This window comes from Pedococcus sp. P1_H8, assembly GCF_056405175.1.
This window is the reverse complement of sequence record NZ_JBFUCP010000004.1, coordinates 589,118-615,370: the sequence shown is the minus strand read 5'-3', so window position 1 is coordinate 615,370 and position 26,253 is coordinate 589,118. Positions and strand designations below refer to the sequence as shown.

Below are 26,253 nucleotides of genomic sequence, written 5' to 3'. Positions count from 1 at the left end.
TCTGGGGTCAGCGGGGTCCGGCGGCCCATGGCGCCTCGGAGGTGGGCTGGCTCTGCTGGCGGCGCTCGCGCAGGGGGACGTCCGGCATCGTCACCGCGTCCAGGATCGGGCCGAGGAGGTCGTCGGCCCCAATGCCCTCGGCGAGGGCCTCGTAGGACAGCACCAGCCGGTGGCGCATCACGTCGCGTGCCAGGTCTCGCACGTCCTGCGGCCGGGCGAAGTCGCGTCCCCGGAGGAAGGCCAGCGCCTTGCCGGCGAGCACCAGGTTGATCGACGCACGCGGGCTGGCGCCGAACGACAGATAGCGCGCCAGGTCGGGCAGACCCACCGCTCCCGGTGAGCGGGTGGCGCCAACCAGCCGCACGGCATACTCGATCACGGCGGGGTCGACGTAGACCGCGTCGGCGCGCTTCTGGAACTCCACCAGCTGACCCGGCTCGAGCACTCGCTGGGCCGCCTCGAAGGTCGTCGTCATGCGCTCGACCACGACGAATTCCTCTGAGGCAGTTGGGTATCCGACCAGGGCCTTGAGCATGAACCGGTCCACCTGTGCCTCAGGGAGAGCGTAGGTCCCCTCGGACTCGATGGGGTTCTGCGTCGCCATCACGAGGAACGGGTCCGGCGCCTTGAACGTCTCCCGTCCGATCGTGACCTGGCGCTCCTGCATGACCTCGAGCAGCGCGCTCTGCACCTTGGCGGGCGCGCGGTTGATCTCGTCGGCCAGCACGAGGTTGGCGAAGACCGGGCCCAGCGAGACCTGGAACTCGCCGTCCCTCTGGTTGTAGATGCGGGTGCCGATGACGTCTGCGGGCACGAGGTCAGGGGTGAACTGGATCCGCTGGAACTCGCCCCCGATGGCCTGGGCGAGCGTCTTGATCGCCATCGTCTTGGCCAGCCCCGGAACGCCCTCGACGAGCAGGTGGCCGCGGGCCAGCAGCGCGACGAGCATCCGCTCGAGGAGCACGTCCTGGCCGACGATGGTCTTCTTCACCTCGTAGAGCGCCTGCTCGAGCGGGTGGTGTCGGCCGAGCTCGGGGTGGTGCGGGTCCATGCGCTCTCCTCGGGTGCGATCCGCTGCTGCGGTGGGCTGCTGCGGTGGGCTGCTGCGGTGGGCTACTGCGGTGGGCTGCCGGCGATCCCCCCGGCGGTGGCGATGGGCACGGCGAAACCGATGCCCACGAAGAAGTTCTGTTCGGACGGGTTGGCCAGTCCGGTGACGATGCCGACCACCTGTCCGGCCTTGTTGAGCAGCGGACCACCCGAGTTGCCGGGGTTCACGGCGGCGTCGAACTGGATGAGGCCCTTCAGCGTCCGGTCGGTGCCGACCTGGATGGTGCGGTCCAGCGCCGAGACCACTCCGGCGGACAGGGATCCGTTGAGGCCCAACGGGTGCCCGAGCGCAAACACGGGGTCGCCCACCTGCGCTCCGCCGCCCAGGACCGCGGGGACGACCACCTGGGGCAGCTGTGCCGGGGTGAGGACGGCGATGTCGGTCGCCGGGTCCTGGTCCTCGACGCTCGCGCTCGACGCGGTCCCGTCGGAGAACGTCACCTCGATGCTCTTCGCCCCGTCCACCACGTGCAGCGCGGTGAGGACGGCGCCGCTGGCGCTGACGACCACACCCGCGCCGGTGCCGCGCTGCACACCGTTGCTGCCGTTGCGCTGGGTGGTGATCGTCACCAGTGACGGCAACGCCACCCGGTATGCCGCGGCCGCGTCAGGAGGTGCCTTGGCGGCGTCCTCCTTGGCTTTGGCGATGCCGTCCCGGACGGACTTGTCCACGTCGCTGGCCGTGATCGGCGCAGTGTCGGGTCCCCACGTCGCCGCGACTGCGGCAAGGGAGAGGAGGGCCACCACCACGATCGCGGCGAGCAGCCACCGTCGGGGTGGGACGCGTCTGCGGACACGCGGGGGTTCGCCGACCACCTCTCGAGGTGGCTCGACGACCAGAGGCGAGCCCACCCGGTCCACCTTTGGCAGCGTACGTCCGATCCCCGCGCTGCGATACGGAAGTCGGGGATTCACGGCCAACTCTCAGGTTCGGCGGCGCCACGATCCGCGGCCACGCGGCATACCTCGGGTTGTGTTGCAGTCGTAGATTGCCGGGCATGGACAACGTCGTCGCCACGGCCCCGGAACTGCGCTCACTCCAGCTGGACCGGATGCGCTGGAGCCTGGCCCACGCCTACGGGAACGTCCCCCACTACCGAGCTGCCTTCGACGCGGCGGGGGTGCGGCCCGACGACCTCCACGAGCTGGCCGACCTGGCCCGGTTTCCCTTCACGGCCAAGGCGGACCTGCGCGACAACTACCCCTTCGGGATGTTCGCCGTGCCGCGCGAGCAGGTCGTGCGCGTCCACGCCTCGAGCGGCACGACCGGAAAGCCGACCGTGGTGGGCTACACCCGCGACGACATCGACATGTGGGCCGAGGTGATGGCGCGGTCGATCGAGGCCGCCGGCGGACGCCCGGGCGACCTGCTGCACGTCGTCTACGGCTATGGGCTGTTCACCGGTGGGCTGGGCGCGCACTACGGAGCCGAGCGGCTGGGCTGCACGGTGGTGCCCGTCAGCGGCGGCATGACCGAGCGCCAGGTCCAGCTGATCCAGGACTTCGAGCCGCGGATCGTCATGGTGACGCCGTCGTACTTCCTGGCCATCCTCGACGAGATGGACAGGCAGGGGATCGATCCCAGGCAGACCTCGCTCGAGATCGGAATCTTCGGGGCCGAGCCGTGGACGGAACAGATGCGCGAGGAGGTCCAACGACGCAGCAACATCCGGGCCGTCGACATCTACGGACTCTCCGAGGTCATCGGGCCGGGGGTGTCGCAGGAGTCCGGGCTGACCCAGGACGGGCTGCACATCTGGGAGGACCACTTCTACCCCGAGGTCGTCGACCCCGTGACGGGCGAGGTGCTGCCCGACGGCGAGGAGGGTGAGCTCGTCTTCACGTCGCTGACCAAGCAGGCGATGCCCGTGGTTCGCTACCGGACCAGGGACCTGACCACGTTGCTTCCGGGCACGGCCTACCCGCAGTTTCGGCGGATGGCCAAGATCACCGGCCGCAGCGACGACATGATGATCGTCCGCGGCGTCAACGTGTTCCCCTCGCAGATCGAGGAGCACCTGCTCGCCGTCGACGGCCTGACGCCGCACTACCTGTGCGTGCTGACCAGGCCCGGTCGGATGGACGAGCTCACGGTGCAGGTCGAGGCGGCGTCCGAGGCGTCGAGCGCGGAGGACCGCGCGCGAATGGCACGCAACCTGCAGAAGCGGGTCAAGGACCGGGTCGGCGTGACGATCCGGGTCGACGTGCTCGCGCCGCACGCCCTCGAGCGGTCGCTCGGCAAGGCGAAGCGGATCAGCGACCAACGCCCGCGCTGAGGGGGTGCCGGTCGCCGGCCGCGGGGTCGTGGCGATCCGGGAAGCGGGGCGTTCGCCGACAGCGGACAGCCATCCCACCTCGCGCGTAAGCGTGTAATCATCATTACATGGCAACGAAGACAACCGCCGAGGCGTGGCTGGCCGGCCGCCTCCCGACCGACTGGTTCACCGGCCCCGTCGAGGTCACCCGCGACCGCGACGAGCTCATCATCATCGGCACCCTCGCCGAACCCACGCAGGACGGCGATGTCGACGACACCGACCGCACCATCGCGGCGCGCGGCCGGATCAAGTCCTTCCGCGAGGACACCCGCGAGCGACGCATCGAGATCGCCCGCGAGCTCGAGCACCTGAGCGGCCGCAAGGTCTCCTGGGGTGTGCGGGTGGGCGAGACCGAGGCGCTGTTCACCCATCTCGCGGCTCCCGTCATGACCCGGCTGCGGCAACCCGAACGCCAGGTGCTCGACACCCTGGTCGAGGCCGGAGTCGCCAAGAGCCGCTCCGAGGCGCTCGCCTGGTGCGTCAAGCTCGTGGCCGACAAGTCCGACAGCTGGCTCGGCGAGCTGCGCGAGGCGATGGCCCACGTCGACGAGGTCCGCAAGAAGGGCCCGGCCGCCTGAACCGGGCCCCGCGGCATACCCGTCCCAGCTTTATCGGGTTTAGCAGGAAGGTTGCGCTTCACCCGAGAACCGTTCTCCGAGGAAGCGCAACAAAGTCCCTAAACCCGATAAAGGGGAGGTATGCCGGGGGGCTGGGGGAGCGGCAGACGTGACCCTTGGCGTCCGCCCACGGCGAACATGAGCGGACTTCGCTCAGGGCGGGGAACAGGGGGCGAACGCTCCACGTTCCCCCCAACGAGTCGTGTCAGAGGAACTGTTTCGTCCCGATCCAGTATCGGTACCCGAAAGGCGTACGCCGGGACCTCGCAGCACGGATAGCATCGAGGTGATCTCGATAGGCAGGAGCAGAAGATGTTTGAACGGTTCACCGACCGGGCCCGTCGGGTGGTCGTGCTTGCGCAGGAGGAAGCGCGCATGCTCAACCACAACTACATCGGCACGGAGCACATCCTGCTCGGTCTCATCCACGAGGGTGAAGGCGTCGCCTCCAAGGCTCTGGAGAGCCTCGGCATTTCGCTGGAGTCGGTCCGCGAGCAGGTGCAGGAGATCATCGGCCAGGGGCAGCAGGCCCCGAGCGGCCACATTCCCTTCACGCCCCGGGCGAAGAAGGTCCTCGAGCTGAGCCTGCGCGAGGCGCTGCAGCTCGGCCACAACTACATCGGCACCGAGCACATCCTGCTCGGCCTGATCCGCGAGGGCGAGGGCGTCGCCGCCCAGGTCCTCGTCAAGCTGGGCGCCGACCTGAACCGCGTGCGCCAGCAGGTAATCCAGCTCATCTCCGGCTACCAGGGCAAGGAAGGTGGCTCCGGCGCCGGCCTGGCAGGCAACGTGCAGCAGGAGGGCACCCCCGCGGGTTCGCTCGTGCTCGACCAGTTCGGCCGCAACCTCACGATGGCTGCCCGCGAGGGCAAGCTCGACCCGGTCATCGGGCGTGAGAAGGAGATCGAGCGGGTCATGCAGGTGCTGTCCCGCCGCACCAAGAACAACCCCGTCCTCATCGGCGAGCCCGGTGTCGGCAAGACCGCCGTCGTCGAGGGCCTGGCCCAGGACATCGTCAAGGGCGAGGTGCCCGAGACCCTCAAGGACAAGCAGCTCTACACCCTCGACCTCGGCGCACTCGTGGCCGGCAGCCGCTACCGCGGCGACTTCGAGGAGCGGCTGAAGAAGGTCCTCAAGGAGATCCGCACCCGCGGCGACATCATCCTGTTCATCGACGAGATCCACACCCTGGTGGGTGCGGGTGCCGCCGAGGGCGCGATCGACGCCGCCAGCATCCTCAAGCCGATGCTGGCCCGCGGTGAGCTCCAGACCATCGGGGCGACCACGCTCGACGAGTACCGCAAGCACATCGAGAAGGACTCGGCGCTCGAGCGCCGCTTCCAGCCGATCCAGGTCGCCGAGCCCACGCTCAGCCACGCGATCGAGATCCTCAAGGGCCTGCGCGACCGTTACGAGGCCCACCACCGGGTGTCCATCACCGACGGTGCCCTCGTGTCCGCGGCCAACCTCGCCGACCGCTACATCAACGACCGGTTCCTCCCCGACAAGGCGATCGACCTCATCGACGAGGCGGGCGCGCGGTTGCGCATCCGCCGGATGACCGCACCGCCGGACCTGCGCGAGTTCGACGAGAAGATCGCGGCCGTGCGGCTGGAGAAGGAGTCGGCCATCGACGGCCAGGACTTCGAGAAGGCCGCGCACCTGCGTGACGACGAGAAGAAGCTGCTTCAGGCCAAGGCCGAGCGCGAGACGCAGTGGAAGTCCGGCGACATGGACGTCGTGGCCGAGGTCGACGAGGAGCTCATCGCCGAGGTCCTGGCGGCCAGCACCGGCATCCCGGTCTTCAAGCTCACCGAGGAGGAGTCCAGCCGACTGCTCCACATGGAGGACGAGCTGCACAAGCGCGTCGTCGGCATGGACGACGCCATCAAGGCGATGTCCCAGGCGATCCGTCGCACCCGCGCCGGTCTGAAGGACCCGCGTCGTCCCGGTGGCTCGTTCATCTTCGCCGGTCCGACCGGTGTCGGTAAGACCGAGCTCGCCAAGACGCTCGCCGAGTTCCTCTTCGGCGACGAGGACAGCCTCATCCAGCTCGACATGTCGGAGTTCTCCGAGAAGCACACGGTCTCAAGGCTCTTCGGTTCGCCTCCCGGCTACGTCGGCTACGAAGAGGGTGGCCAGCTCACCGAGAAGGTCCGCCGCAAGCCGTTCTCGGTCGTGCTGTTCGACGAGGTCGAGAAGGCCCACCCCGACATCTTCAACACCCTGTTGCAGGTGCTCGAGGACGGCCGGCTCACCGACTCCCAGGGTCGGATGGTCGACTTCAAGAACACCGTCATCATCATGACGACCAACCTCGGCACCCGCGACATCACCAAGGGCTCGCTCGGCTTCTCGGCCGGTGCCGAGACCCAGAGTGGCTACGACCGGATGAAGAACAAGGTCACCGACGAGCTCAAGCAGCACTTCCGCCCCGAGTTCCTCAACCGCGTGGACGACATCATCGTCTTCCCGCAGCTCACGCGGGACGAGATTGTGGCCATCGTCGACCTCGAGATCGCCAAGCTGGACAAGCGTCTCAAGGACAAGGACATGGGCATCGAGCTCACCATCGAGGCCAAGAACGTGCTGGCCCTCAAGGGTTACGACCCCGTGCTCGGTGCGCGACCGCTGCGTCGCACCATCCAGCGCGAGATCGAGGACGTCCTGTCCGAGAAGATCCTCTACGGCGAGCTCAAGGCCGGCGAGCTCGTGCTCGTCGGGGCAGAGGGTGACACCAAGAACGGCACGTTCACCTTCGTCGGCACCCCTCACCCGGGCAGCATCGAGCTGCCCGTCGTGCAGACGGTGGCGGACTCCGCCGACGCCAGCTGAGAGCACCACACCCGACACACAAGCCGAGGTATGCCGCGTGGTCACCACGCGGCATGCCTCGGCTTCGTGCACGGTCCGGACGACGGACCCTCAGGCGAGGCGGTCGAGCATCTCGCGCATGTAGCCGATCTGGACGGACTGCGTCACGTGAACCTCGTCACCGAGCTGGGTGACGACGTCGTCCGTGCCGGCGGCGTGCTGGTCGACGACCATCGCCAGGGCCCTCTGGTGGTGAGCGGCCATCAGGGTGAGCCACAGCCGGTCTGCCGCTGTCCCGCGAGCCGCCTTGAGCTCGCGCAGCTGGGCCTCGGTCGCCATTCCGGGCATGTCGCCGTGCTGGTGGCTGCCGGAACCGAACTCGGGTTTGGTGGCCTGTGGCGGCACGCTCTGGCCCTTGGCCTTCAGCCACTTCGCCATGGCGTCGATCTCCGGTCGCTGCTCGTCGGAGATGCGCGAGGCGAGCGACCTCACCTGCGGGTCGGTGAGGTGGTCGCGCACCAGGGAGACCATCACGATCGCCTGCGCGTGGTGGACGATCATGTCCTGCATGAACTCCACGTCGGCCGCCGTGGGCGAGCCGGTGCGAGAGGGCAGCGCCGCCGATCCGGTGAGAGAGGCGTTGGGCTGACCAGGTGTGCCGGGCTGTAGCACCGGAGCGGTGGGGGAGGTGGCCGAGGGCGCTGGCGCGGGGGTCTGGCCGGAGCACGCGGTCAGGGCGAGTCCGACCATGAGCGCCCCGGTAAAGGCGCCGGTGAAGGCCCTGGTGAACGCCCGCGCCTGCGACGGTCGGTGGAAAGTCATCACAAAGGCACCTTACTGGGAACTTTTTACCGTAAACAGGACAGCGACCCCTTGAAGGTCGACGGGGCGCCCGGCAGGGTGGACAAATCGTCATGATCTCGACATCGAAGGGGTGCCGGGGCGGGCGATTCACGGCAGGAGCCAGAGATGAGAACCCGCCACGCGGTGCTCGCCACGCTCGCAGCGCTCGCCCTCACCATCCCCGCCACCGCGGCATACGCTGCGGACGGTGTCGGCAAGTCCGGCACCCAGCTCGGGCCTGATGAGATCGGTCGCAGCGCGAACGTCGAACACCTGACCAACATCCCCAGCAGCGGCCCGTTGGCCGGTGCCACCGGCAGCGACCTCGCCTTCCAGGACAACCTGGCGTTCGTCGGCAACTACAACGGCTTCGTGGTCTACGACGTCAGCAAGCCCGCCACGCCACGCATGGTGGCCCAGGTCCACTGCCCCGGGTCCCAGAACGACATCAGTGTGTCGGGGGACCTGCTCTACGTGTCGACCGACTCCTCGCGGTCGAACGACTCGTGCACCTCGGTCGCCCAGCCGGCCACCGAGAAGTCTTCCTGGGAGGGCATCAAGATCTTCGACATCTCCGATGTCAGCAACCCCCGCTACATCAAGTCCGTGGAGACAGCGTGCGGTTCGCACACGCACACGCTGATCCCCGGCAAGAAGACCGACGTCCTGTACGTGTCGAGCTACTCGCCGAACGCGACCTATCCGGACTGCCAACCGCCGCACGACTCCATCTCCATCATCGAGGTGCCCACAAAGAACCCGACGGCAGCCAGCGTCGTGGCCACGCCGAACCTGTTCCCGGACGGCGGCTACACGAACACGTCGGGGTGCCACGACATCACGGTCAACCCGGAGCGGAAGATCGCCGCGGGTGCCTGCATGGGTGACGGCATCATCATGGACATCTCCGACCCGCTGGCGCCGAAGGTGATCGACCGCGTGCGCGACACGACGAACTTCGCGTTCTGGCACTCGGCGACGTTCAACAATGACGGCACCAAGGTGGTCTTCACGGACGAGCTCGGCGGCGGCGGTGCGGCCACCTGCAACGCGGCCATCGGGCCCGACCGCGGAGCCAACGGCATCTACGACCTCAGCAAGGACCACAAGCTCAGCTTCCGGTCCTACTACAAGATCCCGCGGCACCAGTTCGACAGCGAGAACTGCGTGGCGCACAACGGGTCGCTGATTCCGGTCGAGGGCCGCGACGTCATGGTGCAGTCGTGGTACATGGGTGGCACCAGCTTCTGGGACTTCACCGACAGCGACAACCCGCGCGAGATCGGCTACTTCGAACGCGGACCGAACGGTGGCGTCGGAGGCGGAGGTGGCGGCACCTGGTCGTCCTACTACTACAACGGCCACGTCTTCTCCTCGGACCTCGGCAAGGGCTTCGACGTCCTGAAGATCACCGACGAGGACCTGCGGAAGGCAGCCACCGTCGCGATGGACCAGCTCAACGTCCAGAGCCAACCGATCTACAAGACGAAGTAGGGCGCCACCCGGACGACAAGCGTCTGCGATTCGGACGCTTGTCGTCCGCGTGTCGGACACCGACGCGACGGCGGAGTCACGAATCAGGGAGCACAACGCTTACTCTGGAGCGCGTGTCTTACTCCCCCATGCCCCGCCGTTCGGTCCTCCTCGGTCTGCTCGCCGCGCCCCTGACCCTCGCCGCGTGCTCGAAGGACAAGCCTGCCCCCGGCCCCTCCAGCACCACGACGACCCCTGCGCCGACACCGACTCCTGCGAAGGTCACCGGGGCCAACCTGCCCGCTGACCTGCTCGCGACGATGACCGCCCTCTATCTCGGCGGCAAGCCGGCAACCGGTGGCTCGACCATCGCGGCCGCGCTCGCCAAGCGCACTCAGCGCACCGCCCCGGTCGCGGTGACCGGGACGACCGGCACGTGGCAGGGCACGCCCATCGCCACGGTCGTGGAGGGCAAGGACGTCACCCTGCTCGTCAAGGCCAAGTCCGGCTGGACCGTCGTCGGGGGCTGGTGGCCCTCGCTCAAGGTCGCGCGGCCGGCGTTCCCGACCATGCGGATCCTCGCCATCGGGTCGGACGCCCGCAATCCGCAGCCAGTGACCAAGTGCCGAGCGGACGCCCTCCACATCATCGGGGTGAACGCGACGAAGGGTGTCGGTGGCATCGTCGGCATACCGCGTGACTCGTGGGTGCCCATGCCCGGAGGCGGCAGCGGCAAGATCAACGCCGCCCTGGTCTTCGGCGGCGTCAACGGACAGGTCAGGACGGTCGAACGTACCTCGGGGGTGCAGATCGACGGCTACGTCATCACCGGGTTCAAGGGCTTCCGGGGGATGGTCAGGAGCCTCGGCGGAATCGTCTTCGTGGCGGCCAAGGCGCTCAAGAGCGTGGACGGCCTGGCGATCATGAAGGCCGGGTCCAACAAGCTGGACGCCACGCACGCGCTCGCCCTCGCCAGGGAGCGCAAGCACCTGCCCAACGGTGACTTCGGCCGCTCCGCGAACCAGGGTGCCATCATCCGGGCCGGCATGGTGATGGCCCAGAAGGCCGGCCCGGGCGCACTGGCCCGGCTGCTGTCCAAGATGGGCCCCCACCTGAGCACCGACCTGAGCGTGTCGGAGGTGCTCAACCTGTCGGCCAGCCTCTACCTGTCCAACGCGGCCAAGGTCCCCAACACGGTGGTTCCCGGCGCGATCGGCACCCGGGAAGGCCAGTCGGTCGTCCTGCTGGGCGGCCCCGCCAAGCGCATCTTCGCCGACATGAAGAACGGCCGTCTCGGTGCCTGAGCCCGCGACACCCGTCCGGGAGGCCGGATCGGTCACGGTCCGGGCGGCCCGCACGAGCGACATCCGAACGATCCGGGAGATCGTCCGGCCGCACGCCGACTCGCGCGTGCTGGTGTCCAAGGACGCCGTGACCTACTACGAGGCGCTCCAGCAGTTCCGCGTGGCCGAGCTCGACGGCGTGGTCGTCGGGTGTGGTGCGCTCCACGTGATGTGGGAGGACCTCGCCGAGATCCGCACGCTGGCGGTCCGCCCCGAAGCCAAGGGCAACGGCGTGGGGTCGATGTTGTTGGAAGCCCTGATGGCCGACGCGCGCGAGCTCGGGGTGCAGCGGTTGTTCTGTCTCACCTTCGAGGTCGACTTCTTCACCCGGCACGGGTTCGAAGCCATCGAGGGGCAGGCCGTCGAGCCCGATGTCTACGCGGAGCTGGTGCGGTCCTACGACGAGGGTGTCGCGGAGTTCCTGGACCTCGAGCGGGTCAAGCCCAACACGTTGGGCAACACCCGGATGCTTCGCACCCTCTGACCCCCAGCCCCTCCCGCCCCCCAGCCCCTCCCCGGGTCGATGTAAACGCGCTGGGGAGTCCCGGCGCGTTGACATCGATCAGGGGGCGGGCGGCCTCGTTGCTGGCCTAGGGTGTCCGCACGGACCAGCGACCCAGGGGGGACACCGTGTTCAAGAGTGCTGAGGAGAGGGAAGCCGAGCGCCAGCAGCGCGAGGTCGAGCAGGCCCGTCAGGCTGCCGCGCAGGAGGAGCAGCGACGGGAGGCCGAGGCGGAACGCCAGCGGGCGGCCTACCTCGCCTCACCCGTCGGGGCAGCCACTGCGGCCCGAGCTGCCGGCGAGCAGTTCTTCGAGCTCCAGCTCGAGGTCAGGACCCAGCAGGGCCAGGTCTCCTTCGGCCAGGCCGGCTCCTCCCACACGGTGAAGAGCTCCGCCTCGGTCCTCGCCCAGGTCGAGGCGGTCGGGTGGCGCCTCGAGCACGCGAGCTACTACTTCGCGGTGACCGGTCAGAGCAGCACCGAGCGCGTCTTCGGCTCGGGGGAGAACACCGCGGTGACCGGCGTAACGGTGGGTGCCTACCTCTTCCGCCGGACCGCAGTCGCCGATTCGATGTGAACGCGCCGAGGATGCCCGGCGCGTTGACATCGAATCAGGCAGAGGGGGGTCGGCCGGGTGGGCTCAGGCCCGGTGGACGCGGTGGTGGCGGCTCATCCTGATCCGCACCGATGCGGCGAGGACGAGCAGCAGCAGGCCGGAGATCACCCCGAACCCGAGCCGGGGGAGCAGCGGCAGCGCGATGCCGATCCCGCCACCGATGACCCACGCGATCTGCAGCACCGTCTCGGACCAGGCGAATACGCGGGTGCGCACCGACTCCTCGATGTCACGCTGCACGACGGCGTCGCTGCTCAGCTTGATGAGCTGCGCACCGAGCCCCGCCACCAGCCCGAGGACGAGCAGGGCGGTCAGGGAGTAGAACAGGGCAGCGCCCAGGGCGACTGCCACGTCGGCGATCAGGGCCACCGCGATGATCAGGTCGGGTCGGAGTCGGCGCAGGGCGTTGCCGATGACGGTGCCCAGGGCGTTGCCCGCGCCGGCGGCTCCCACGACCAGGGCCAGCACGAAGGTCCCGCTGTGGCCCGGGAGGGGGTGCTCGCGCATGAGGAAGGCGATGAACAGCGTGAGGAAACCAGTGAGCAGCCGGGCGCCCACCGCACTGCAGAGGGCAGTCAGCACCGGCACCGGCAGGGCCGCCACCCGTGCTCGCAGTCGCTCGAACAGCCCCAGCTTTCGGCCGTCACGCCGGCCGATCGGGACCGGTCCGGAGTCCTCGATGTCCTGCTCGCCGCTGCTCGAGTCCACCCGCGACGGCAGCCGGATGGCGAGGACCGTGCCTACGACGTAGATGAGGAAGGCCAGCCGCAGCGACCACTCGGGTCCCACCCGGGCCGCGGCGCCGGCCAGGCCGCCCCCGACTGCCATGCCGGCCACCCCGGCCAGGGCGTTGCGGGAGTTGGCGTTGACCAGGCTGAACCCGGGCGGCAGCAGCCGCGGCACCGCCGAGGCCCGTGTCACGCCGTAGGCCTTCGAGGCGACCAGGCAGCCCAGCGCCGCGGGGAAGAGCCACGGCGAGTCGTTGGCGGCGGCGCCGGCCAACACCCAGCAGAGGAAGGCCCGCAGGGCGAGGGTGGTGCCGATGGCCCAGCGGCGGCCGTGCCGGAACCGGTCGAGCAGCGGCCCGATGAAGGGCGCGAGCAAGGCGAAGGGCGCCATCGTGAGGACGAGGAACTGGGCCACCTGACCGCGTGCCTCGTCGGTCGGTATGGCGAAGATCGTGCCAGCGAGCGAGACGGTGAGCGCCGCGTCGCCCATCAGGTTGACGAAGTGCAGCTCGACCAGGCGCGCGAGGCCGCTCTCACCCGCACCGGCCGAGTGCGTGTAGGCCCGCGCTCTGCGGGCACCGGCCTTACTGCCCCGACCGGCCAGCCTGGCCCCGGCCACCGTGCCCCGTCCGACGACCCGCCCGGTGCGTGACGCGCCGATGCGCAGCGCGTGGGCGGCTCGCCTCCCGGCGCTCGGCCCGGCGCCCGGTCCTGCGCCCGGTCCTGCGCTCGGCCCGGTGCTCGGCCCCGCGCCCGGAGGGGTGCTCGCCCGGTCGCCGGTGGAACCCTGGTCGCTGGGTGACATGGAGGTCTCAGCTCGCCTCGCGCGACGCGGGCAGCCGGTAGCGCCCGCCCGCGAGCGGCTCGACCAGACCGTCAGCGACCAGTGAGTCGAGGCACCGCTCGCGCTGGATCTCGTTGTCGGACAACGACTCGAGCGCGGAGCGTGGCACGGGGGTGTGGCTCGCGCGCAGCACCGCGAGCAGCGCGCCACGCAGCTGGCGGTCGGTGCCCTCCCAGGCCTGCCCCTTGCGGGCCGGACCCTGGTATGCCGGTCGGCCGGCGAGCTGCCACGCGCACAGGTCCGCGACGGGACAGTCCGAGCACCGCGGGGACCGGGCGCTGCAGACGAGGGCGCCGAGCTCCATCACCGCCACGCTCCACGTGCGGGCCTCGACGGCGTCCTCCGGCACCAGGCCGGCAGCAACGGTCAGCTCGGCCCTGGTCGGTGACGGCGCGGCATACTCCTCGCCTGCCACCACGCGGGCCAGCACGCGACGCACGTTGGTGTCGACGACGGTGGTGCGCTCGCCGAAGGCGAAGGTGGCGACGGCGGCGGCGGTGTAGCTGCCGACACCCGGCAGGGCGAGCAGCTCTGCCTCGGTCGAGGGGACGGCTCCGGCATGGTGCTCGGTCATCGCCACGGCGGCGGCGTGCAACCGCAGCGCCCGGCGCGGGTAGCCGAGCCGGCCCCAGGCCCGGACCGCCTCACCGGGCGCGTCGGCAGCGAGGTGGGCTGGCGTGGGCCAGCGCGACAGCCATTCGCGCCAGACCGGCTCCACGCGCACGACCGGTGTCTGCTGGAGCATGATCTCGGAGACGAAGATGCCCCAGGGAGTGGCGTCCGGCCGGCGCCACGGCAGGTCGCGTGCGGACGCGGCGTACCACTCCAGCACCCCGTGGTGCAGTTGTTCAGGAGCGGCGCAGGTGCTCACACGTAGCGTTCGAGGATGCTCGACTCGGCCAGTCGCGACAGGCCCTCGCGGACGGCGCGGGCGCGACCCTCACCGACGCCCTCGACGTCCATGAGCTCCTCGAGGTTGGCGGCGAGCAGCTTCTGGAGGCTGCCGAAGTGCTCGACCAGCCTGTCGACGATGGCGCCGGGGAGACGGGGCACCTTGGTCAGGAGGCGGTAGCCGCACGGGCTCACCGCCGAGTCGAGCGAGTCGCCGCCGACGGCGAACCCGACGGCCTTGGCCCCGGCGGACAGGTCGAGCAGCTCGGTGGAGGTGAGCTCCTCGAGGGCGGCCATCGCCTCCTCGAGGGTCAGGTCGGTCTTGGCGACCGGGAGGTAGTCGCGGATGACGAGCTCGCGGTCGTTGCCGAGGCCGCCGGTCAGCTCCTCGAGCTGGAGGGTCAGCAGGCGTCCGTCGACCCCGAGCTCGATGACGTAGCCGGAGATCTCGTCGCGGATCCGACGCACCATCTCGAGACGCTGGAGGACGCTGGCCACGTCGCGGACGGTGACGAGGTCCTCGATCTCGAGGGCCGAGAGGGTGCCGGTGACCTCGTCGAGGCGCGACTTGTAGCGCTCGAGGGTCTGCAGGGCCTGGTTGGCGCGGGACAGGATCGCACTGGAGTCCTCGAGCACGTGCCGGCGGCCGTCGACGTAGATGGCGACGATCCGCATCGACTGGCTCACCGAGATGACGGGATAGCCGGTCTGCTTGGCCACCCGCTCCGCCGTGCGGTGCCGCGTGCCGGACTCGCTCGTCTCGATGGAGGGGTCGGGGACCAGTTGGGTGGCGGCCCGCAGGATGCGCGACGCCTCGCGGTCGAGCACGATGCCGCCGTCCATCTTGGCCAGCTCGCGCAGCCGGGTGGCCGAGAACTCGACGTCGAGCGGGAAGCCACCGGTGGACAGCTGCTCCACGGTGCGGTCGTGGCCGAGGACGATCAGCGCACCGGTGCGGCCCCTGAGGATGCGTTCGAGCCCGTCACGCAGCTCGGTGCCGGGTGCCACGGCGGCGAGGGTGGCGCGCAGCACCTCATCCTCGCGAAGATCCACTGGTCAAACCCCTTTGGTGCCGCTGGCGTCGGTCTGGCGCGAGTCTAACTGTGCACGGGCTGCAGCGCCGCGCGCACCGCGGTCCGAATGTCGTCGCACTCGATCACCTGCATGCCCTCGGGCGTCGGAGCCGTGCCGAGGACGCCCGACGGGACGTAGGCGGTGCGGAAGCCCAGCCGTCCCGCCTCCGCGAGGCGACGAGGTATGCCGGTCACCGGCCTGATCTCGCCGGCCAGCCCCAGCTCGCCGAAGGCGATGGCGTGGTCGGGCAGTGGCTGGTCCTTGACCGCGCTCGCCACCGCGAGGGCGATCGCCAGGTCGGAGGCGGGCTCGGTCAGCCGCACCCCGCCCACCGTGGAGAGGTAGACGTCGGCGTTGCCGATCGGGGCCTGCGCCCGCTTGGCCAGCACGGCGATGATCATCGCCACCCGGGCCGAGTCCAACCCGCTGGTGGCACGCCGGGGCGTGGGGATCTCGCTCTTGGCGACCAGCGCCTGGACCTCGGTCATCAACGGACGGCGGCCCTCGAGGGTCACCGTCACGCAGGTGCCGGGAACGCTGAGGGTGCCCCGCGACAGGAAGAGCCCGCTGGGGTCGGCCAGCCCGACGATGCCCACGTCGGACAGGTCGAAGCAGCCGACCTCGTCGGTGGGGCCGTAGCGGTTCTTGACCGCCCGCACGAGCCGCAGGCGGGAGTGCCGGTCGCCCTCGAACTGCACGACCACGTCGACGAGGTGCTCGAGCACGCGCGGGCCGGCGATCGACCCGTCCTTGGTCACGTGGCCGACCAGCAGGGTGGCGATCCCGCGTGACTTGGCCACCTGGATCAGCGAGGCCGCGACCTCACGGACCTGGGTGACGTTGCCGGCAGATCCCTCGACGTCGCCGCTGGAGATGGTCTGCACCGAGTCGACGATCACGAGGTCGGGCTGCACCGCGTCGATCTGGCCGAGCACGGTGGCGAGGTCGGTCTCGGCGGCGAGGAACAGCGAGGAGGCCATCGCCTCGATCCGCTCGGCCCGCATCCGCACCTGGGCCGCCGACTCCTCGCCCGTGACGTAGAGGACGGTGCGGCCGTTGCCGGACCTGGCCGCGCGGGCGGCCACGTCGAGCAGCAGGGTCGACTTGCCGATGCCGGGCTCGCCCGCCACCAGCACCACGGCCCCGGGCACGAGCCCGCCACCCAGGACCCGGTCGAACTCGCTGACCCCCGTGCTGACCGCCTCGGCGCGCCGGGCGTCGACCTGCCCGATGGGCACGGCGGGCCGCTCGACGCGGGTGGCCGCGGTCGTGCGCACCGTGACGGCGCCGATCTCGCTGACGCTGCCCCAGGACTGGCACTCCCCGCACCGGCCGACCCACTTGACCGCGGTCCAGCCGCACTCGGAGCAGCGGAAACCGCTCGACCTCGTCGTCGTCTTCGCTGCCATGGACGACAACCTACGGCGCGGCGCCGACAGCCCAGCGGACCGGCAGTCGCATCGTCGCCGGTGTCGGGTCCCGGCAGCAGGTCAGTGGCCCTCGGCGACCTTCTTGAGGCCGTCGAGCATGCCCTGCCAGTTCTGCGAGAACTGCTCGGCCTGCTCGGCGCTGTCGCAGCCGTCCTGGGTGAGCTGCACCGCCGTGCCCTCACCCTCCGGCGACAGGTCGTAGCGGACCCGGTGGTAGTTCTCCGGCACGTCGTCGTCGCCGGTCATCGGGCTGTAGTGGGTGATCTCGAGGAGCCGTCCCGGCTCTACCTGCAGCACCTCGCCCTTGTCCTGGTAGGGCTTGCCCTCCCACTCTCCGGTCCAGGTGATCGGGCTGCCGGGCTGCCAGTCGCTGGCGACCTCGCTGCCCATCATGTACTCGGCGACCAGCTCGGGTTCGGTCATCGCCCGCCACACCCTGTCGGGGTCGGCGTCGATGGTCGTCCTGGCGGTGGCGACGTGGTCGGTCATGGTGTCTCCTGTGTCGTCCGGGGTGTCCGGTTCCTCCCACCCTGTCCCGCAGCGGCGCCTGTGTCCAGACCCTGTATCACCGACCCGTCACCGCACCATCACCTCGCCGTCACGCTCAGAACTGACGCCACCACAGGCTGACCGCGTAGTCGACGCCGGTGCCGTCGTGCTCCGCGAGGATGCCTTCCGCAGCCGTCTCGGGGAACTCGATCCGCACCACCGACTCGAAGTCCTCGCGCGAGTCGAACTCCCAGTCGATCACCAACCGCTCGAGTGACCACCCCTGGCGAACCCAGAAACGTTCCACCGCAAGGGGATCGTAGGAAGGGTTGGCGCGCGTGAACCACCTGCCGAAGGTCGAGCGGGTGGCGTCGTTGTCGATGACGTAGGCCGTGCCGCCGGGTCGCAGGACCCGCTCCAGCTCGCGCAGGCCGGGTTCGCAGCCGGCGCCGAAGAAGTAGGCCCACCTCGCGTGGGCGATGTCCATGGAGGCATCGGCCAGCGGCAGCGACTGGGCCGCACCCTCGAGGACCCGCACGTCCGGCATACCTGAAATGCGTTGCCCGGCAAGGGAAACCAGTGGTGGGTGCGGCTCCACGCCGACCACGCTCGCGCACCCGAGCGAGGCGAAGCGAGGCAGGTGGAAGCCGGTACCGCAGCCGACGTCGACGAGGTCGGCTCCGGCGAACGGGTGCAGCGACGCCATGGCAGCCTCGATGAGCCCGGCGCGGTCGACACCGAGGTTCTCGACCTCGTAGACGTCGGGGAAGTCCCAGATGTTGGGGCTGCGGGTCGGCTCAGGCGTCGAGCTCATCGGGACTTGCGGGGCTCTTGCGCAGCCAGCGTCGCGGGATGCACCAGGAGGGGAAGCATCTTGCGGGAGTATGCGTTGCGGGCAGCTTTCACGCTCGCGAGGTGGGCCTCGCAGCGGATCTCGAGCTCGGCGTAGGCGTCCTCACCCATCAGCTCGACCAGCTCCGCACGGTTGCTGCGGAACACCGGCTCACGGCCGACGTGGGCCTCGGGGTTGCTCGAGCAGTACCAGTCGAGGTCGTGGCCTCCGGGGCCCCAGCCGCGGCGGTCGTACTCAGTGATGGTGACCTCCTGCCAGCTCGACCCGTCGGGCAGCTCGACCTTGCGGTAGGTGCGGCGGATCGGCAGCTGCCAGCAGACATCGGGCTTGACGGTGTGCGGCTCCTTGCCCGTGAGCACGGCGTGCTGGTGCAGAGCACACCCGGCACCGGCGGGGAATCCCGGCCGGTTGAGGAAGATGCAGGCGCCGTCGACGACCTTGGTCTTGAGGGCGTCGTCCTCCTTCTCGGTCCAGGCGGACAGCTTGGTCGAGCCGGGGTGCAGCTGCCACTCGTCCTCGCCGAGCTCCTTGACGACCTTCTTCACGCGCTGGATGTCGTCGTCGTCGGTGAAGTGGGCGCCCAGGGTGCAGCAGCCGTCGTCCGGCCGGCCGGCGTAGATCCCCTGGCAGCCGTTGCCGAAGATGCAGGTCCAGCTCGACGTCAGCCAGGTCAGGTCGCAGCGGAACCGCTGACCCGTGTCGGCGGGATCGGTGAACTCCACCCAGATGCGGGCGGTGTCGAGCGGGGTCTCAGGCACGTTCGCAACCTTACGTCGCGCGGTGCCCCGCTCAGGTCGTGGCCCGTATGCCGGTCGTGCCCGGGAGGCGGCACACCGCGACCCGGGAGGCGCCGGACCACCGCCCGGGAGGCGGCACACCGCGACCCGGGAGGCGCCGGACCGCCTCCCGGGCGCGGACCTTCAGCCGATCGGTGCGGACACCGGACCGGAGGGGTCGAACTGCACGGGCACCGGCGCCGGCTGCCGACGCGCGGTCGTGACGCCCTTCTCGGTGCGGCCGTCGACCTCGAGCTTGCCCCTCACGAGCGACACCGTGACGTGCGCCGCGGTGGCTCCCGGCGCGTCGACCGCGTCCACGGTCACTGATAGCGCGCCGTCGACGATCGTGCCCCGTCCCACGAAGCCGACCTCACCGGTCGGCCGCGCCACGGTGACGGCCAGCCCGTCTCCGTCGGGCCTGGTCAGCACGACCCAGCGAACGAAGGTCGTGCCCATCGACTCGTTGACGCCGAGCAGCGTGCCGGCGATGCCCGGCGCCCATGCGAGTGACTCGGGATCCTTGCCGGCGAGCACGACGTGCGTGCGGTCCCCACAGCTGAACGCACCCACGGGCGCGGCGCCCTCGGGCACCAACGACCGCCAGGGCAGGTCCGCGGTGGCGGCCTTGCGCGCGACCGGCATCTCGACCGGCTTGATGCGGGTCTTGAGCCGAGCCGTCACCGGCAACACGGGTGCGGTCTCGCCGGTCAGCTGCTGGCGGGGGTCCGTCGGGTCGACGGCCGCTCCCACCCGGTGGGCGAGCAGGCGTGCCGAGGCGCTCGCCCGGGTGCTGGCGTGGGGCCAGTCCGCCCGCTCGCTCGCCGACCTCAGTCGCCGGACGTCACTGCGGGCACCCAGGTTGGTCAGGCCTGCGGAAGCCGCCGCGATGAGCTGGCCGTCCTGGGCTTGGTCGACGACTTTGCGCAGGGCACGGACCGAGGTCGCGGAGTGCACCTGTCCCAGGCCCTTGGCCGCGGCGACCCGCACCTGCGGTTCGTCATGGTCCGAGACCACCTTGGCCAGGGCGTTGGTGGCCCGTCGGCCCGCCACCTTGTCCGGGCCCGCGGCCGCGGCCTCGGACAGGATGCCGATCGCGGCACCCGGGGTCAGCGTGGTGGGTTTGCCGGCGAGAGCCGCGATGGCCCCCGACACGGTGCGGTCCTTGCGGGACCCGATGATGACTGACATGTCGCCTCCTAGCAGGGGTTCTTCATGCGGCAGTGGTCCCGCATGTTGTCGGCCTCGGACGTGGTGATGACGCCCCCGTTGGGGATCGTCGGGTTCATCAGCGCCGTGGAGTTGTTGCGGTGGCTGAGGCCGAGGTAGTGGCCCAGCTCGTGCGCGGTGGCGAAGTCGGAGACCCCGCCGCCCGCGTTCATCTCGACGACGCTGCCGTCCATTCCCTTGGCGTTCTTGTCGCAAGGGCCGTCGACCCGGGACAGGCCTGCGGTGCTGCCGACGTACATCCGCACGAAGAACAGGTCCAGCGCGTCGTTGGGCACGGTCCACTCGTCGGTGAGCGTCTCGGCCTCGCCGTCGGAGTTGATGACGTCCCGCCCGCCGGCGTCGCCGGTCGAGATGACGAAGTGCTGGATCCGGCCGACACCCATCGAGCGGCCGGCACCGGCATAGAGGTCCCGGGTCTTGGCGACGGCGCGGTCGATCTCCACCGCGTCGTTGAAGGTGAACTGGTCGGACCCGACCTGGATGCAGTTCACGTGGACGAACTTGCTCCCCAGCCGGTCCAGCTGGGTCTTGAGCGACACGGGGACCGAGTTGGTCAGCTGTCCCATGAAGTCGCGGCGCACCGAGAGTGGCGACGTCGCGATGCCGATGCAGGCAGCGCGTTGGCGGAGGCTGGCCACCGGTCAGCCCTCGAGCTTCTTGACCTTGGCGTCGAGGTTCTTGATGAGGTCGCCGTAGCGAGCCAGCGTGTCCTCGAGGCTCAGGTGGCCGAACGGGCTCTTGACCGTCAGCGTGCCGTTGACGACGATCGCCCCGTTGATCTTGACCGGTCCGTTGATGGTGACGCCGCCCGGGTAGTCGTGCGCCCAGTTGATGGTCAGGCCGTCGTCGAAGTCGTGGACGAGCGCCCGGCGCCAGGGAGTGGAGCTCTTGCGCCGCGCCGCGTGGTCGAGCACGACGTCGGCCTGGTGACAGGTCAGCCGGAAACCCTCGACCGTGACCCCACCCGGGTAGTCCGAGTCCCAGTTGAGCGTCATGCCGTCTTTGAAGTCGTGCACGATCGCACGGCGCTGTCCGGCGCCGCTCGAGCGACGGCTCGGCGCGTCGATGACGACATCGGCGGCGGTCGTCTTGAAGACGTCCCCCTGGGCCGTCGTGGTGTTTCCGTCCAGACGCAGGTCTGCATCCATGGTGGTGTTCCCCCCTGTTCGACGAGGCCCCGGCGGCCCCGTCCCCGCAGGCAAGGAGGCTCCGGGGGTCTTCGTGATACCTCTGCGGTGAACCGTCCCGCTGGCTGGCGGTCCCAGCCGATACCGTGCAGCCATGCGCCTCGGAGTCATCGACGTCGGCTCCAACACGGTCCACCTGCTCGTCGTCGACGCACACCGCGGGGCCCAGCCCCTGCCCGCGAGCTCCCACAAGATCGAGCTGCGGCTCTCCGAACACGTCACCGACAGCGGTGACATCGCCGAGTCCGGCGAGGCCGCCCTGATCGCGTTCATCGGCGAGTGCCTCACGGTCGCTGGGGACCAGGGCGTCGAAGAGGTGATGGCCTTCGCCACCAGTGCGATTCGCGAGGCGCCGAACGGCGAGGACGTGCTGGCCCGGGTGCGCGCGACCACCGGCGTGGCGCTCCAGGTCCTCTCCGGTGAAGAGGAGGCACGCCTCACCTTCCTGGCCGTGCGCCGGTGGTTCGGCTGGTCGAGCGGCACGCTGCTCGTGGTCGACATCGGTGGCGGGTCGCTGGAGCTCGCGGCCGGCATGGACGAGGACCCGGACGCCGCCGTGTCCCTGCCACTCGGGGCCGGGAGGCTGACTCGCGACCTGCTCCCGGGTGACCCGCCGACGGCCGAGGTGGTCAGGGAGGCGCGCCGGGCCATCCGGCTGCGGCTGGCCGCGGCCATGCGGCCCCTGGCCAAGGCCGGGGCCGCCGATCGTGCCGTCGGCACCTCCAAGACGATGCGTTCGCTGGCCCGCGTCACGGGCGCGGCGCCGAGCAGTGACGGTCCGTATGCCGCGCGCAGCCTCGAGCGCGGCGCCCTCGCCTCGGTCGTGGCCGACCTGGGCGGCATGACCTCCCAGCAGCGGGAGCGCCTGTCGGGCGTCTCGGCCAGTCGCTCGCGCCAGCTGCTCGCGGGTGCCCTCGTGGCCGAGGCGGCGATGGACCTGCTCGGTCTGGAGCGCCTCGAGATCTGCCCCTGGGCGCTGCGCGAGGGCGTCATCCTCAGCCGACTCGACGCGATGCGCTGACCCGCGCTGGGTAGGCTCGGTGCATGGCCGAAGCCGTGTCGATCCCAGGAGCCACGGTGGCCCTCTCGACCGCCTCGGTCTACCCGGATACCTGCGCGTCGGCCTTCGCCACGGCGGCGCGGCTCGGCTACGACGCCGTCGAGGTGATGGTCTGGACCGACCCCGTCTCTCAGGAGGCCGGTGCGCTGGCGGCGCTGTCCCGGCTGCACGGCATACCGATCGTGTCGGTGCACGCGCCCACGCTCCTGCTCACCCAGCGCATCTGGGGACCCGACCCCTGGACCAAGGTCGACAACTCGATCGCCCTGGCCCAGGAGGTGGGGGCCTCCACCGTGGTGCTGCACCCACCGTTCCGGTGGCAGAAGGAGTACGCCGGCGACTTCGTCGAGGGTGTGGCCATCCGCGAGCACGAGACCGGAGTGGCCCTGGCCGTCGAGAACATGTTTCCGTGGCGCGCCCGGCAGCGGGAGTTCGAGGCCTACCTGCCCCACTGGGACCCCGTGCCGCAGGCCTACGACAACGTGACCCTCGATCTGTCGCACACGTCGACGGCCGGCTCCGACGCCATGGCCATGGCCGCGGCGCTCGGCCCGCGCCTCGCCCACGTCCACCTCGCCGACGGGCTCGGCTCGCTCAAGGACGAGCACCTCGTCCCCGGACGCGGCACCCAACCGTGCGCGGAGTTCTTGGAAATGCTTGCGGTGCAACAGTTCTCGGGATCGGTCGTCGTCGAGGTGAGCACGCGCAAGCTCGCCCAGGACCAGCGAGAGGTCGACCTCGCCGAGTCCCTGGCGTTCGCGCGGCTGCACCTCGCAACCGCGTCGACGGTCGTCGCCCCATGAGCCCCCGTGGCCGCCGCCCCGGGGGCGTCGACACCAGGCAGGCCATCGTCGAGGCCGCTCGGGTCGACTTCGCCGACCAGGGCTATGACGGCACCTCGCTGCGCGGCATCGCACGCCGGGCCGCCGTCGACCCGGCCCTGGTGCACCACTACTTCGGGGGCAAGGCACAGCTGTTCGCCGCCGTGATGGACATCCCCGCCGATCCGGCAGCCCTGATCAGCGCCGTGGTCGACGGGCCTCGAGACCAGGTGGGCGAGGCGCTGGTGCGGACCTTCCTCGGGGTCTGGGACTCCGAGGACGGGCGGCAGCGCTTCCAGGCCCTCATGCGCGCCGCGGTCAGCCACGAGGAGGCGACCAGGATGCTGCGCGAGTTCCTGACCAGGGAGGTCTTCGGCAGGGTGCTGCGGTCTTTGGCCGCCGACGGCGACCGGCCTGCCGATCTCGAGCTGCGCGCGGGCTTGGCGGCGTCCCAGATGGTCGGGCTGGCGATGATGCGCTACATCGTCGAGTTCCCTGCCGTGGTGGACGCCGGGCACGACGAGCTGGCCGCCCTGGTCGGACCCACGATCCAGCGCTACCTGGCCCCGTAGCCCGGCGGCGCTAACTCGCCTTTTGCATGAGGTAGCGCCGGGGGAAGGGGTCTTGTCGACGGGGTGGTCTGGCTGTATATTTCATCGCATGATGAAAAACGCCATCGAGATCACGAACCTCCGCGTCGTGCGCGGCGGTCGTGAGGTGTTGCCCGACCTGACCATGGTGGTCCCGGCCGGCCAGGTGGTCGGCCTCCTCGGGCCCAGTGGCAGCGGCAAGTCGACGCTGATCCGTGCGGTCGTGGGGGTCCAGATCGTCGAGTCCGGCGAGGTGACAGTGCTCGGGGAGCCCGCGGGCTCGCCGTCGCTTCGCCAGCGGATCGGCTATGTCACCCAGACCCCGAGCGTGTACGACGACTTGTCCGTGCGGGCCAACGTCCGCTACTTCGCCAGCATCCTGGGCGCCCCCGCGTCGGCGGCCGACGAGGCCATCGAGGCGGTCGACCTCACCAGCCACGCCGACTCCCTCGTGGGCCGGCTGTCCGGCGGACAGCGTTCCCGCGTCTCGCTGGCGGCCGCACTTGTCGGTGACCCCGAGCTGCTCGTCCTCGACGAACCCACCGTCGGCCTCGATCCGGTGCTGCGACGGGACCTGTGGGAGCTGTTCAAACGCCTTGCGGCCCAAGGGCGTTCGCTGCTCGTGTCGAGCCACGTGATGGACGAGGCGAGTCGCTGCGACCGGCTGCTCCTGCTGCGGGAGGGCCGCATCATGGCCGACGACACGCTGCCCGAGCTGCTCGCCCGCACCGGCGCCGACGACGCCGAGCATGCCTTCCTGTCCCTGATCGACCGCGCCGAGGAGACTGCCCGATGAACGTTCACCGCACCCTCGTGACGGCCGCGCGGGTCCTGGCCCAGCTGCGCGCCGACCACCGGACCATCGGGCTGATGCTCGTCGTCCCCTGCGTGCTGATCGGCCTGCTGGCCTGGATCTTCAACGGCACCCCCGTCTTCGACGGTCTCGGGGCGCCCCTGCTCGGGGTGTTCCCCTTCGTCGTGATGTTCATCGTCACGAGCGTCGCGACACTGCGCGAGCGGACGTCCGGGACGCTTGAGCGGCTGCTCACCACACCGATGGGCAAGGGCGACTTCATGTTCGGCTACGCCCTCGCCTTCGGGGTGATGGCGATCCTGCAGGCCCTCATCGCCACGGCCTTCGCGGTCTACGTGTGCGGTCTCGACGTCGCCGGCCCGGCGTGGCAGCTCGTCGTGGTGGCCGTGCTCGACGCGCTGCTCGGGACGGCGCTGGGCCTGCTCGCAAGCGGCTTCGCGCGCACCGAGTTCCAGGCCGTGCAGTTCATGCCGGCCTTCGTGCTGCCGCAGTTCCTGCTGTGCGGACTGCTCGTCGCACGCGACGGGCTGCCCGACGTCCTGCGCTGGCTCTCGGACGTGCTGCCCCTGTCGTATGCCGTGGACGCCATGAAGTCCGTGACGTCCAGTGCCAGCCCGGGCGCCGACGTGGCCGGTGACGCGGCCGTCATCGGCCTGTGGGTGCTGGTCGCCCTGGTCCTCGGCAGCCTCACCCTGCGCAGGCGCACCGCCTGAGCGGGCGCGGCCGCCGCAGCGGAACGCTGTGGTCGGCTCTCAGGTGAGGCGGCACGGGACCCCGCGACGCGGCATACCTGCTGGATGGCGGTTAGCCTTGTCGGCGGCCGTGACCTCCGCGGCCACCGGTTGGAAGGACCCACGTGGACGCCAGTGACCTGCTGCGCAACAGCCTGCTCCAGCTCTCCAAGAGCGGTGCTGTGCGACAGACGATCGAGAAGGCGCCGGTGAGCCGTAGCGTGGTCAGGCGGTTCGTCCCGGGCGACCGCACCGCGGACGCAGTCGGCGCGACCGCCGAGCTGCGCGCCACCAACCGGCTCGCGACGATCGACTACCTCGGTGAGGACACCGCCGACCTCACCCAGGCGATCCGCACCCGCGACCACTACATCGAGCTGCTCAAGGCGCTCGCAGACGCCGACCTGTCCCAGCACGGCATGGGCGAGGTCAGCCTCAAGCTGTCCGCCCTGGGCCAGTACCTCCCCGGCGACGGCCACAAGATCGCCCTGGACCACGCCCGCGAGATCTGCCAGGCGGCGGCGAATGCCGGCACGACCGTGACCCTCGACATGGAGGACCACACAACCACCGATGCCACCCTGGAGTCGCTGCGCGAGCTGCGCGAGGACTTCCCGTGGGTCGGAGCCGTGATCCAGTCCTACCTGCACCGCAGCGAGGCCGACTGCCGCGACCTGGCCCACGAGGGCAGTCGTGTGCGGCTGTGCAAGGGCGCCTACAAGGAGCCGGAATCCGTGGCGTACCAGAGCAGCTCGGACGTCGACCAGAACTACGTGCGCTGCCTCAAGATCCTCATGGCGGGTGACGGCTACCCGATGGTGGCCAGCCACGACCCGCGGTTGGTGGAGATCGCCGGTGCGCTGGCGTCGCACCACAAGCGCGACGCCGACAGCTACGAGTACCAGATGCTCTACGGGATCCGGCCGGAGGAGCAGAAGCGGATCGCCGACCGGGGCAACCAGATGCGCGTCTACATCCCGTATGGCGAGGAGTGGTACGGCTACCTCATGCGCCGGATGGCCGAACGTCCCGCCAACACGATGTTCTTCCTGCGCGGTCTCGCCACCAAGAACTGAGGCGCACACACGTCCCGCGACTGGA

At 70.1% G+C, this 26,253-nt stretch carries 26 protein-coding genes; 13 read left to right on the top strand and 13 right to left on the bottom strand.

The window, feature by feature from the left end:
• Window positions 1-7: 7 nt before the first annotated feature.
• Together AC1DYG_RS08375 and AC1DYG_RS08370 are read right to left on the bottom strand one after the other, a co-directional pair.
• The gene (locus tag AC1DYG_RS08375; RefSeq protein ID WP_477639393.1) at window positions 8-1,051 is read right to left on the bottom strand and encodes an AAA family ATPase; all 1,044 of its coding nucleotides are present in this window, start codon (window positions 1,049-1,051) and stop codon (window positions 8-10) included.
• A 62-nt stretch (window positions 1,052-1,113) separates the two neighbouring features.
• Complete coding sequence (locus AC1DYG_RS08370; RefSeq protein ID WP_477639392.1) at window positions 1,114-1,962, bottom strand: S1C family serine protease; 849 nt, start codon at window positions 1,960-1,962, stop codon at window positions 1,114-1,116.
• A 146-nt stretch (window positions 1,963-2,108) separates the two neighbouring features.
• Between AC1DYG_RS08370 and paaK the strand changes: the two genes are divergently transcribed.
• The 3 genes from paaK to AC1DYG_RS08355 all read left to right on the top strand — a co-directional run bounded on the left by paaK (window position 2,109) and on the right by AC1DYG_RS08355 (window position 6,880).
• Window positions 2,109-3,386, top strand: a complete 1,278-nt coding sequence (gene paaK / locus AC1DYG_RS08365) for a phenylacetate--CoA ligase PaaK (protein ID WP_477639391.1) — start codon at window positions 2,109-2,111, stop codon at window positions 3,384-3,386.
• Window positions 3,387-3,493: 107 nt separating this feature from the next.
• A complete protein-coding gene (locus AC1DYG_RS08360) occupies window positions 3,494-4,006 on the top strand; it encodes a hypothetical protein (RefSeq protein ID WP_477639390.1) in 513 nt (170 codons plus the stop codon).
• Window positions 4,007-4,357: 351 nt separating this feature from the next.
• Window positions 4,358-6,880, top strand: coding sequence for an ATP-dependent Clp protease ATP-binding subunit (locus tag AC1DYG_RS08355; RefSeq protein WP_477639389.1), 2,523 nt, complete (start codon window positions 4,358-4,360; stop codon window positions 6,878-6,880).
• A 90-nt stretch (window positions 6,881-6,970) separates the two neighbouring features.
• Here AC1DYG_RS08355 and AC1DYG_RS08350 read toward each other — a convergent pair whose 3' ends face one another.
• Window positions 6,971-7,681 carry a DUF305 domain-containing protein gene (locus tag AC1DYG_RS08350; protein ID WP_477639388.1) on the bottom strand — a complete coding sequence of 237 codons (711 nt, stop codon included), beginning with the start codon at window positions 7,679-7,681 and terminating at the stop codon, window positions 6,971-6,973.
• A 147-nt stretch (window positions 7,682-7,828) separates the two neighbouring features.
• On the opposite strand from AC1DYG_RS08350, the gene AC1DYG_RS08345 reads away from it, so the two are divergent.
• The 4 genes from AC1DYG_RS08345 (at window position 7,829) to AC1DYG_RS08330 (ending at window position 11,595) form a co-directional block, all read left to right on the top strand.
• Window positions 7,829-9,196: an LVIVD repeat-containing protein gene (locus AC1DYG_RS08345; RefSeq protein ID WP_477639387.1), complete on the top strand. Its 1,368-nt coding sequence runs from the start codon at window positions 7,829-7,831 to the stop codon at window positions 9,194-9,196.
• 113 nt (window positions 9,197-9,309) lie between these two features.
• Window positions 9,310-10,479, top strand: a complete 1,170-nt coding sequence (locus tag AC1DYG_RS08340; RefSeq protein ID WP_477639386.1) for an LCP family protein — start codon at window positions 9,310-9,312, stop codon at window positions 10,477-10,479.
• Entirely contained in the window at window positions 10,472-11,002 is a 531-nt protein-coding gene (locus AC1DYG_RS08335) for an amino-acid N-acetyltransferase (protein ID WP_477639385.1), read from the top strand. Before AC1DYG_RS08340 ends, AC1DYG_RS08335 begins: the two co-directional genes overlap by 8 nt.
• 146 nt (window positions 11,003-11,148) lie before the next feature.
• Window positions 11,149-11,595, top strand: coding sequence for a hypothetical protein (locus tag AC1DYG_RS08330; RefSeq protein WP_477639384.1), 447 nt, complete (start codon window positions 11,149-11,151; stop codon window positions 11,593-11,595).
• A gap of 63 nt (window positions 11,596-11,658) precedes the next feature.
• Here the strand turns inward: AC1DYG_RS08330 and AC1DYG_RS08325 are convergent, their stop codons facing one another.
• The 10 genes from AC1DYG_RS08325 to AC1DYG_RS08280 form a co-directional block, all read right to left on the bottom strand.
• On the bottom strand, window positions 11,659-13,167 hold the full coding sequence (locus AC1DYG_RS08325) for an MFS transporter (protein ID WP_477639383.1): 1,509 nt from the start codon (window positions 13,165-13,167) through the stop codon (window positions 11,659-11,661).
• A 7-nt stretch (window positions 13,168-13,174) separates the two neighbouring features.
• On the bottom strand, window positions 13,175-14,077 hold the full coding sequence (locus tag AC1DYG_RS08320) for an HhH-GPD family protein (protein ID WP_477639382.1): 903 nt from the start codon (window positions 14,075-14,077) through the stop codon (window positions 13,175-13,177).
• On the bottom strand, window positions 14,074-15,150 hold the full coding sequence (gene disA, locus AC1DYG_RS08315; RefSeq protein WP_477639381.1) for a DNA integrity scanning diadenylate cyclase DisA: 1,077 nt from the start codon (window positions 15,148-15,150) through the stop codon (window positions 14,074-14,076). Before disA ends, AC1DYG_RS08320 begins: the two co-directional genes overlap by 4 nt.
• Window positions 15,151-15,194: 44 nt before the next feature.
• Window positions 15,195-16,580: a DNA repair protein RadA gene (gene radA / locus AC1DYG_RS08310; protein WP_477639380.1), complete on the bottom strand. Its 1,386-nt coding sequence runs from the start codon at window positions 16,578-16,580 to the stop codon at window positions 15,195-15,197.
• Between the two features lie 81 nt (window positions 16,581-16,661).
• Window positions 16,662-17,090: an SRPBCC family protein gene (locus tag AC1DYG_RS08305; protein WP_477639379.1), complete on the bottom strand. Its 429-nt coding sequence runs from the start codon at window positions 17,088-17,090 to the stop codon at window positions 16,662-16,664.
• A 115-nt stretch (window positions 17,091-17,205) separates the two neighbouring features.
• Window positions 17,206-17,904: a class I SAM-dependent methyltransferase gene (locus AC1DYG_RS08300; protein ID WP_477639378.1), complete on the bottom strand. Its 699-nt coding sequence runs from the start codon at window positions 17,902-17,904 to the stop codon at window positions 17,206-17,208.
• The gene (locus AC1DYG_RS08295; protein ID WP_477639377.1) at window positions 17,901-18,701 is read right to left on the bottom strand and encodes a DUF3109 family protein; all 801 of its coding nucleotides are present in this window, start codon (window positions 18,699-18,701) and stop codon (window positions 17,901-17,903) included. The genes AC1DYG_RS08300 and AC1DYG_RS08295 overlap by 4 nt, the downstream gene beginning before the upstream one ends.
• A 162-nt stretch (window positions 18,702-18,863) precedes the next feature.
• Entirely contained in the window at window positions 18,864-19,910 is a 1,047-nt protein-coding gene (locus AC1DYG_RS08290) for a HEAT repeat domain-containing protein (RefSeq protein ID WP_477639376.1), read from the bottom strand.
• A gap of 8 nt (window positions 19,911-19,918) precedes the next feature.
• A complete protein-coding gene (locus AC1DYG_RS08285; RefSeq protein WP_477639375.1) occupies window positions 19,919-20,587 on the bottom strand; it encodes a matrixin family metalloprotease in 669 nt (222 codons plus the stop codon).
• Between the two features lie 3 nt (window positions 20,588-20,590).
• Window positions 20,591-21,097 (bottom strand): hypothetical protein, encoded by a 507-nt coding sequence (locus AC1DYG_RS08280; RefSeq protein ID WP_477639374.1) that lies wholly within the window; start codon window positions 21,095-21,097, stop codon window positions 20,591-20,593.
• A 133-nt stretch (window positions 21,098-21,230) separates the two neighbouring features.
• Here AC1DYG_RS08280 and AC1DYG_RS08275 point away from each other — a divergent pair, with 133 nt between their 5' ends.
• From AC1DYG_RS08275 to AC1DYG_RS08250, 6 genes are all read left to right on the top strand, one after another.
• A complete protein-coding gene (locus AC1DYG_RS08275; RefSeq protein WP_477639373.1) occupies window positions 21,231-22,157 on the top strand; it encodes a Ppx/GppA phosphatase family protein in 927 nt (308 codons plus the stop codon).
• Between the two features lie 23 nt (window positions 22,158-22,180).
• On the top strand, window positions 22,181-22,999 hold the full coding sequence (locus tag AC1DYG_RS08270; protein ID WP_477639372.1) for a sugar phosphate isomerase/epimerase family protein: 819 nt from the start codon (window positions 22,181-22,183) through the stop codon (window positions 22,997-22,999).
• On the top strand, window positions 22,996-23,589 hold the full coding sequence (locus AC1DYG_RS08265; RefSeq protein ID WP_477639371.1) for a TetR/AcrR family transcriptional regulator: 594 nt from the start codon (window positions 22,996-22,998) through the stop codon (window positions 23,587-23,589). The genes AC1DYG_RS08270 and AC1DYG_RS08265 overlap by 4 nt, the downstream gene beginning before the upstream one ends.
• 88 nt (window positions 23,590-23,677) lie before the next feature.
• The gene (locus AC1DYG_RS08260; protein ID WP_477639370.1) at window positions 23,678-24,403 is read left to right on the top strand and encodes an ABC transporter ATP-binding protein; all 726 of its coding nucleotides are present in this window, start codon (window positions 23,678-23,680) and stop codon (window positions 24,401-24,403) included.
• Window positions 24,400-25,134, top strand: coding sequence for an ABC transporter permease (locus AC1DYG_RS08255; protein ID WP_477639369.1), 735 nt, complete (start codon window positions 24,400-24,402; stop codon window positions 25,132-25,134). The genes AC1DYG_RS08260 and AC1DYG_RS08255 overlap by 4 nt, the downstream gene beginning before the upstream one ends.
• A 143-nt stretch (window positions 25,135-25,277) precedes the next feature.
• Window positions 25,278-26,228 carry a proline dehydrogenase family protein gene (locus AC1DYG_RS08250; RefSeq protein ID WP_477639368.1) on the top strand — a complete coding sequence of 317 codons (951 nt, stop codon included), beginning with the start codon at window positions 25,278-25,280 and terminating at the stop codon, window positions 26,226-26,228.
• Window positions 26,229-26,253: the final 25 nt, after the last annotated feature.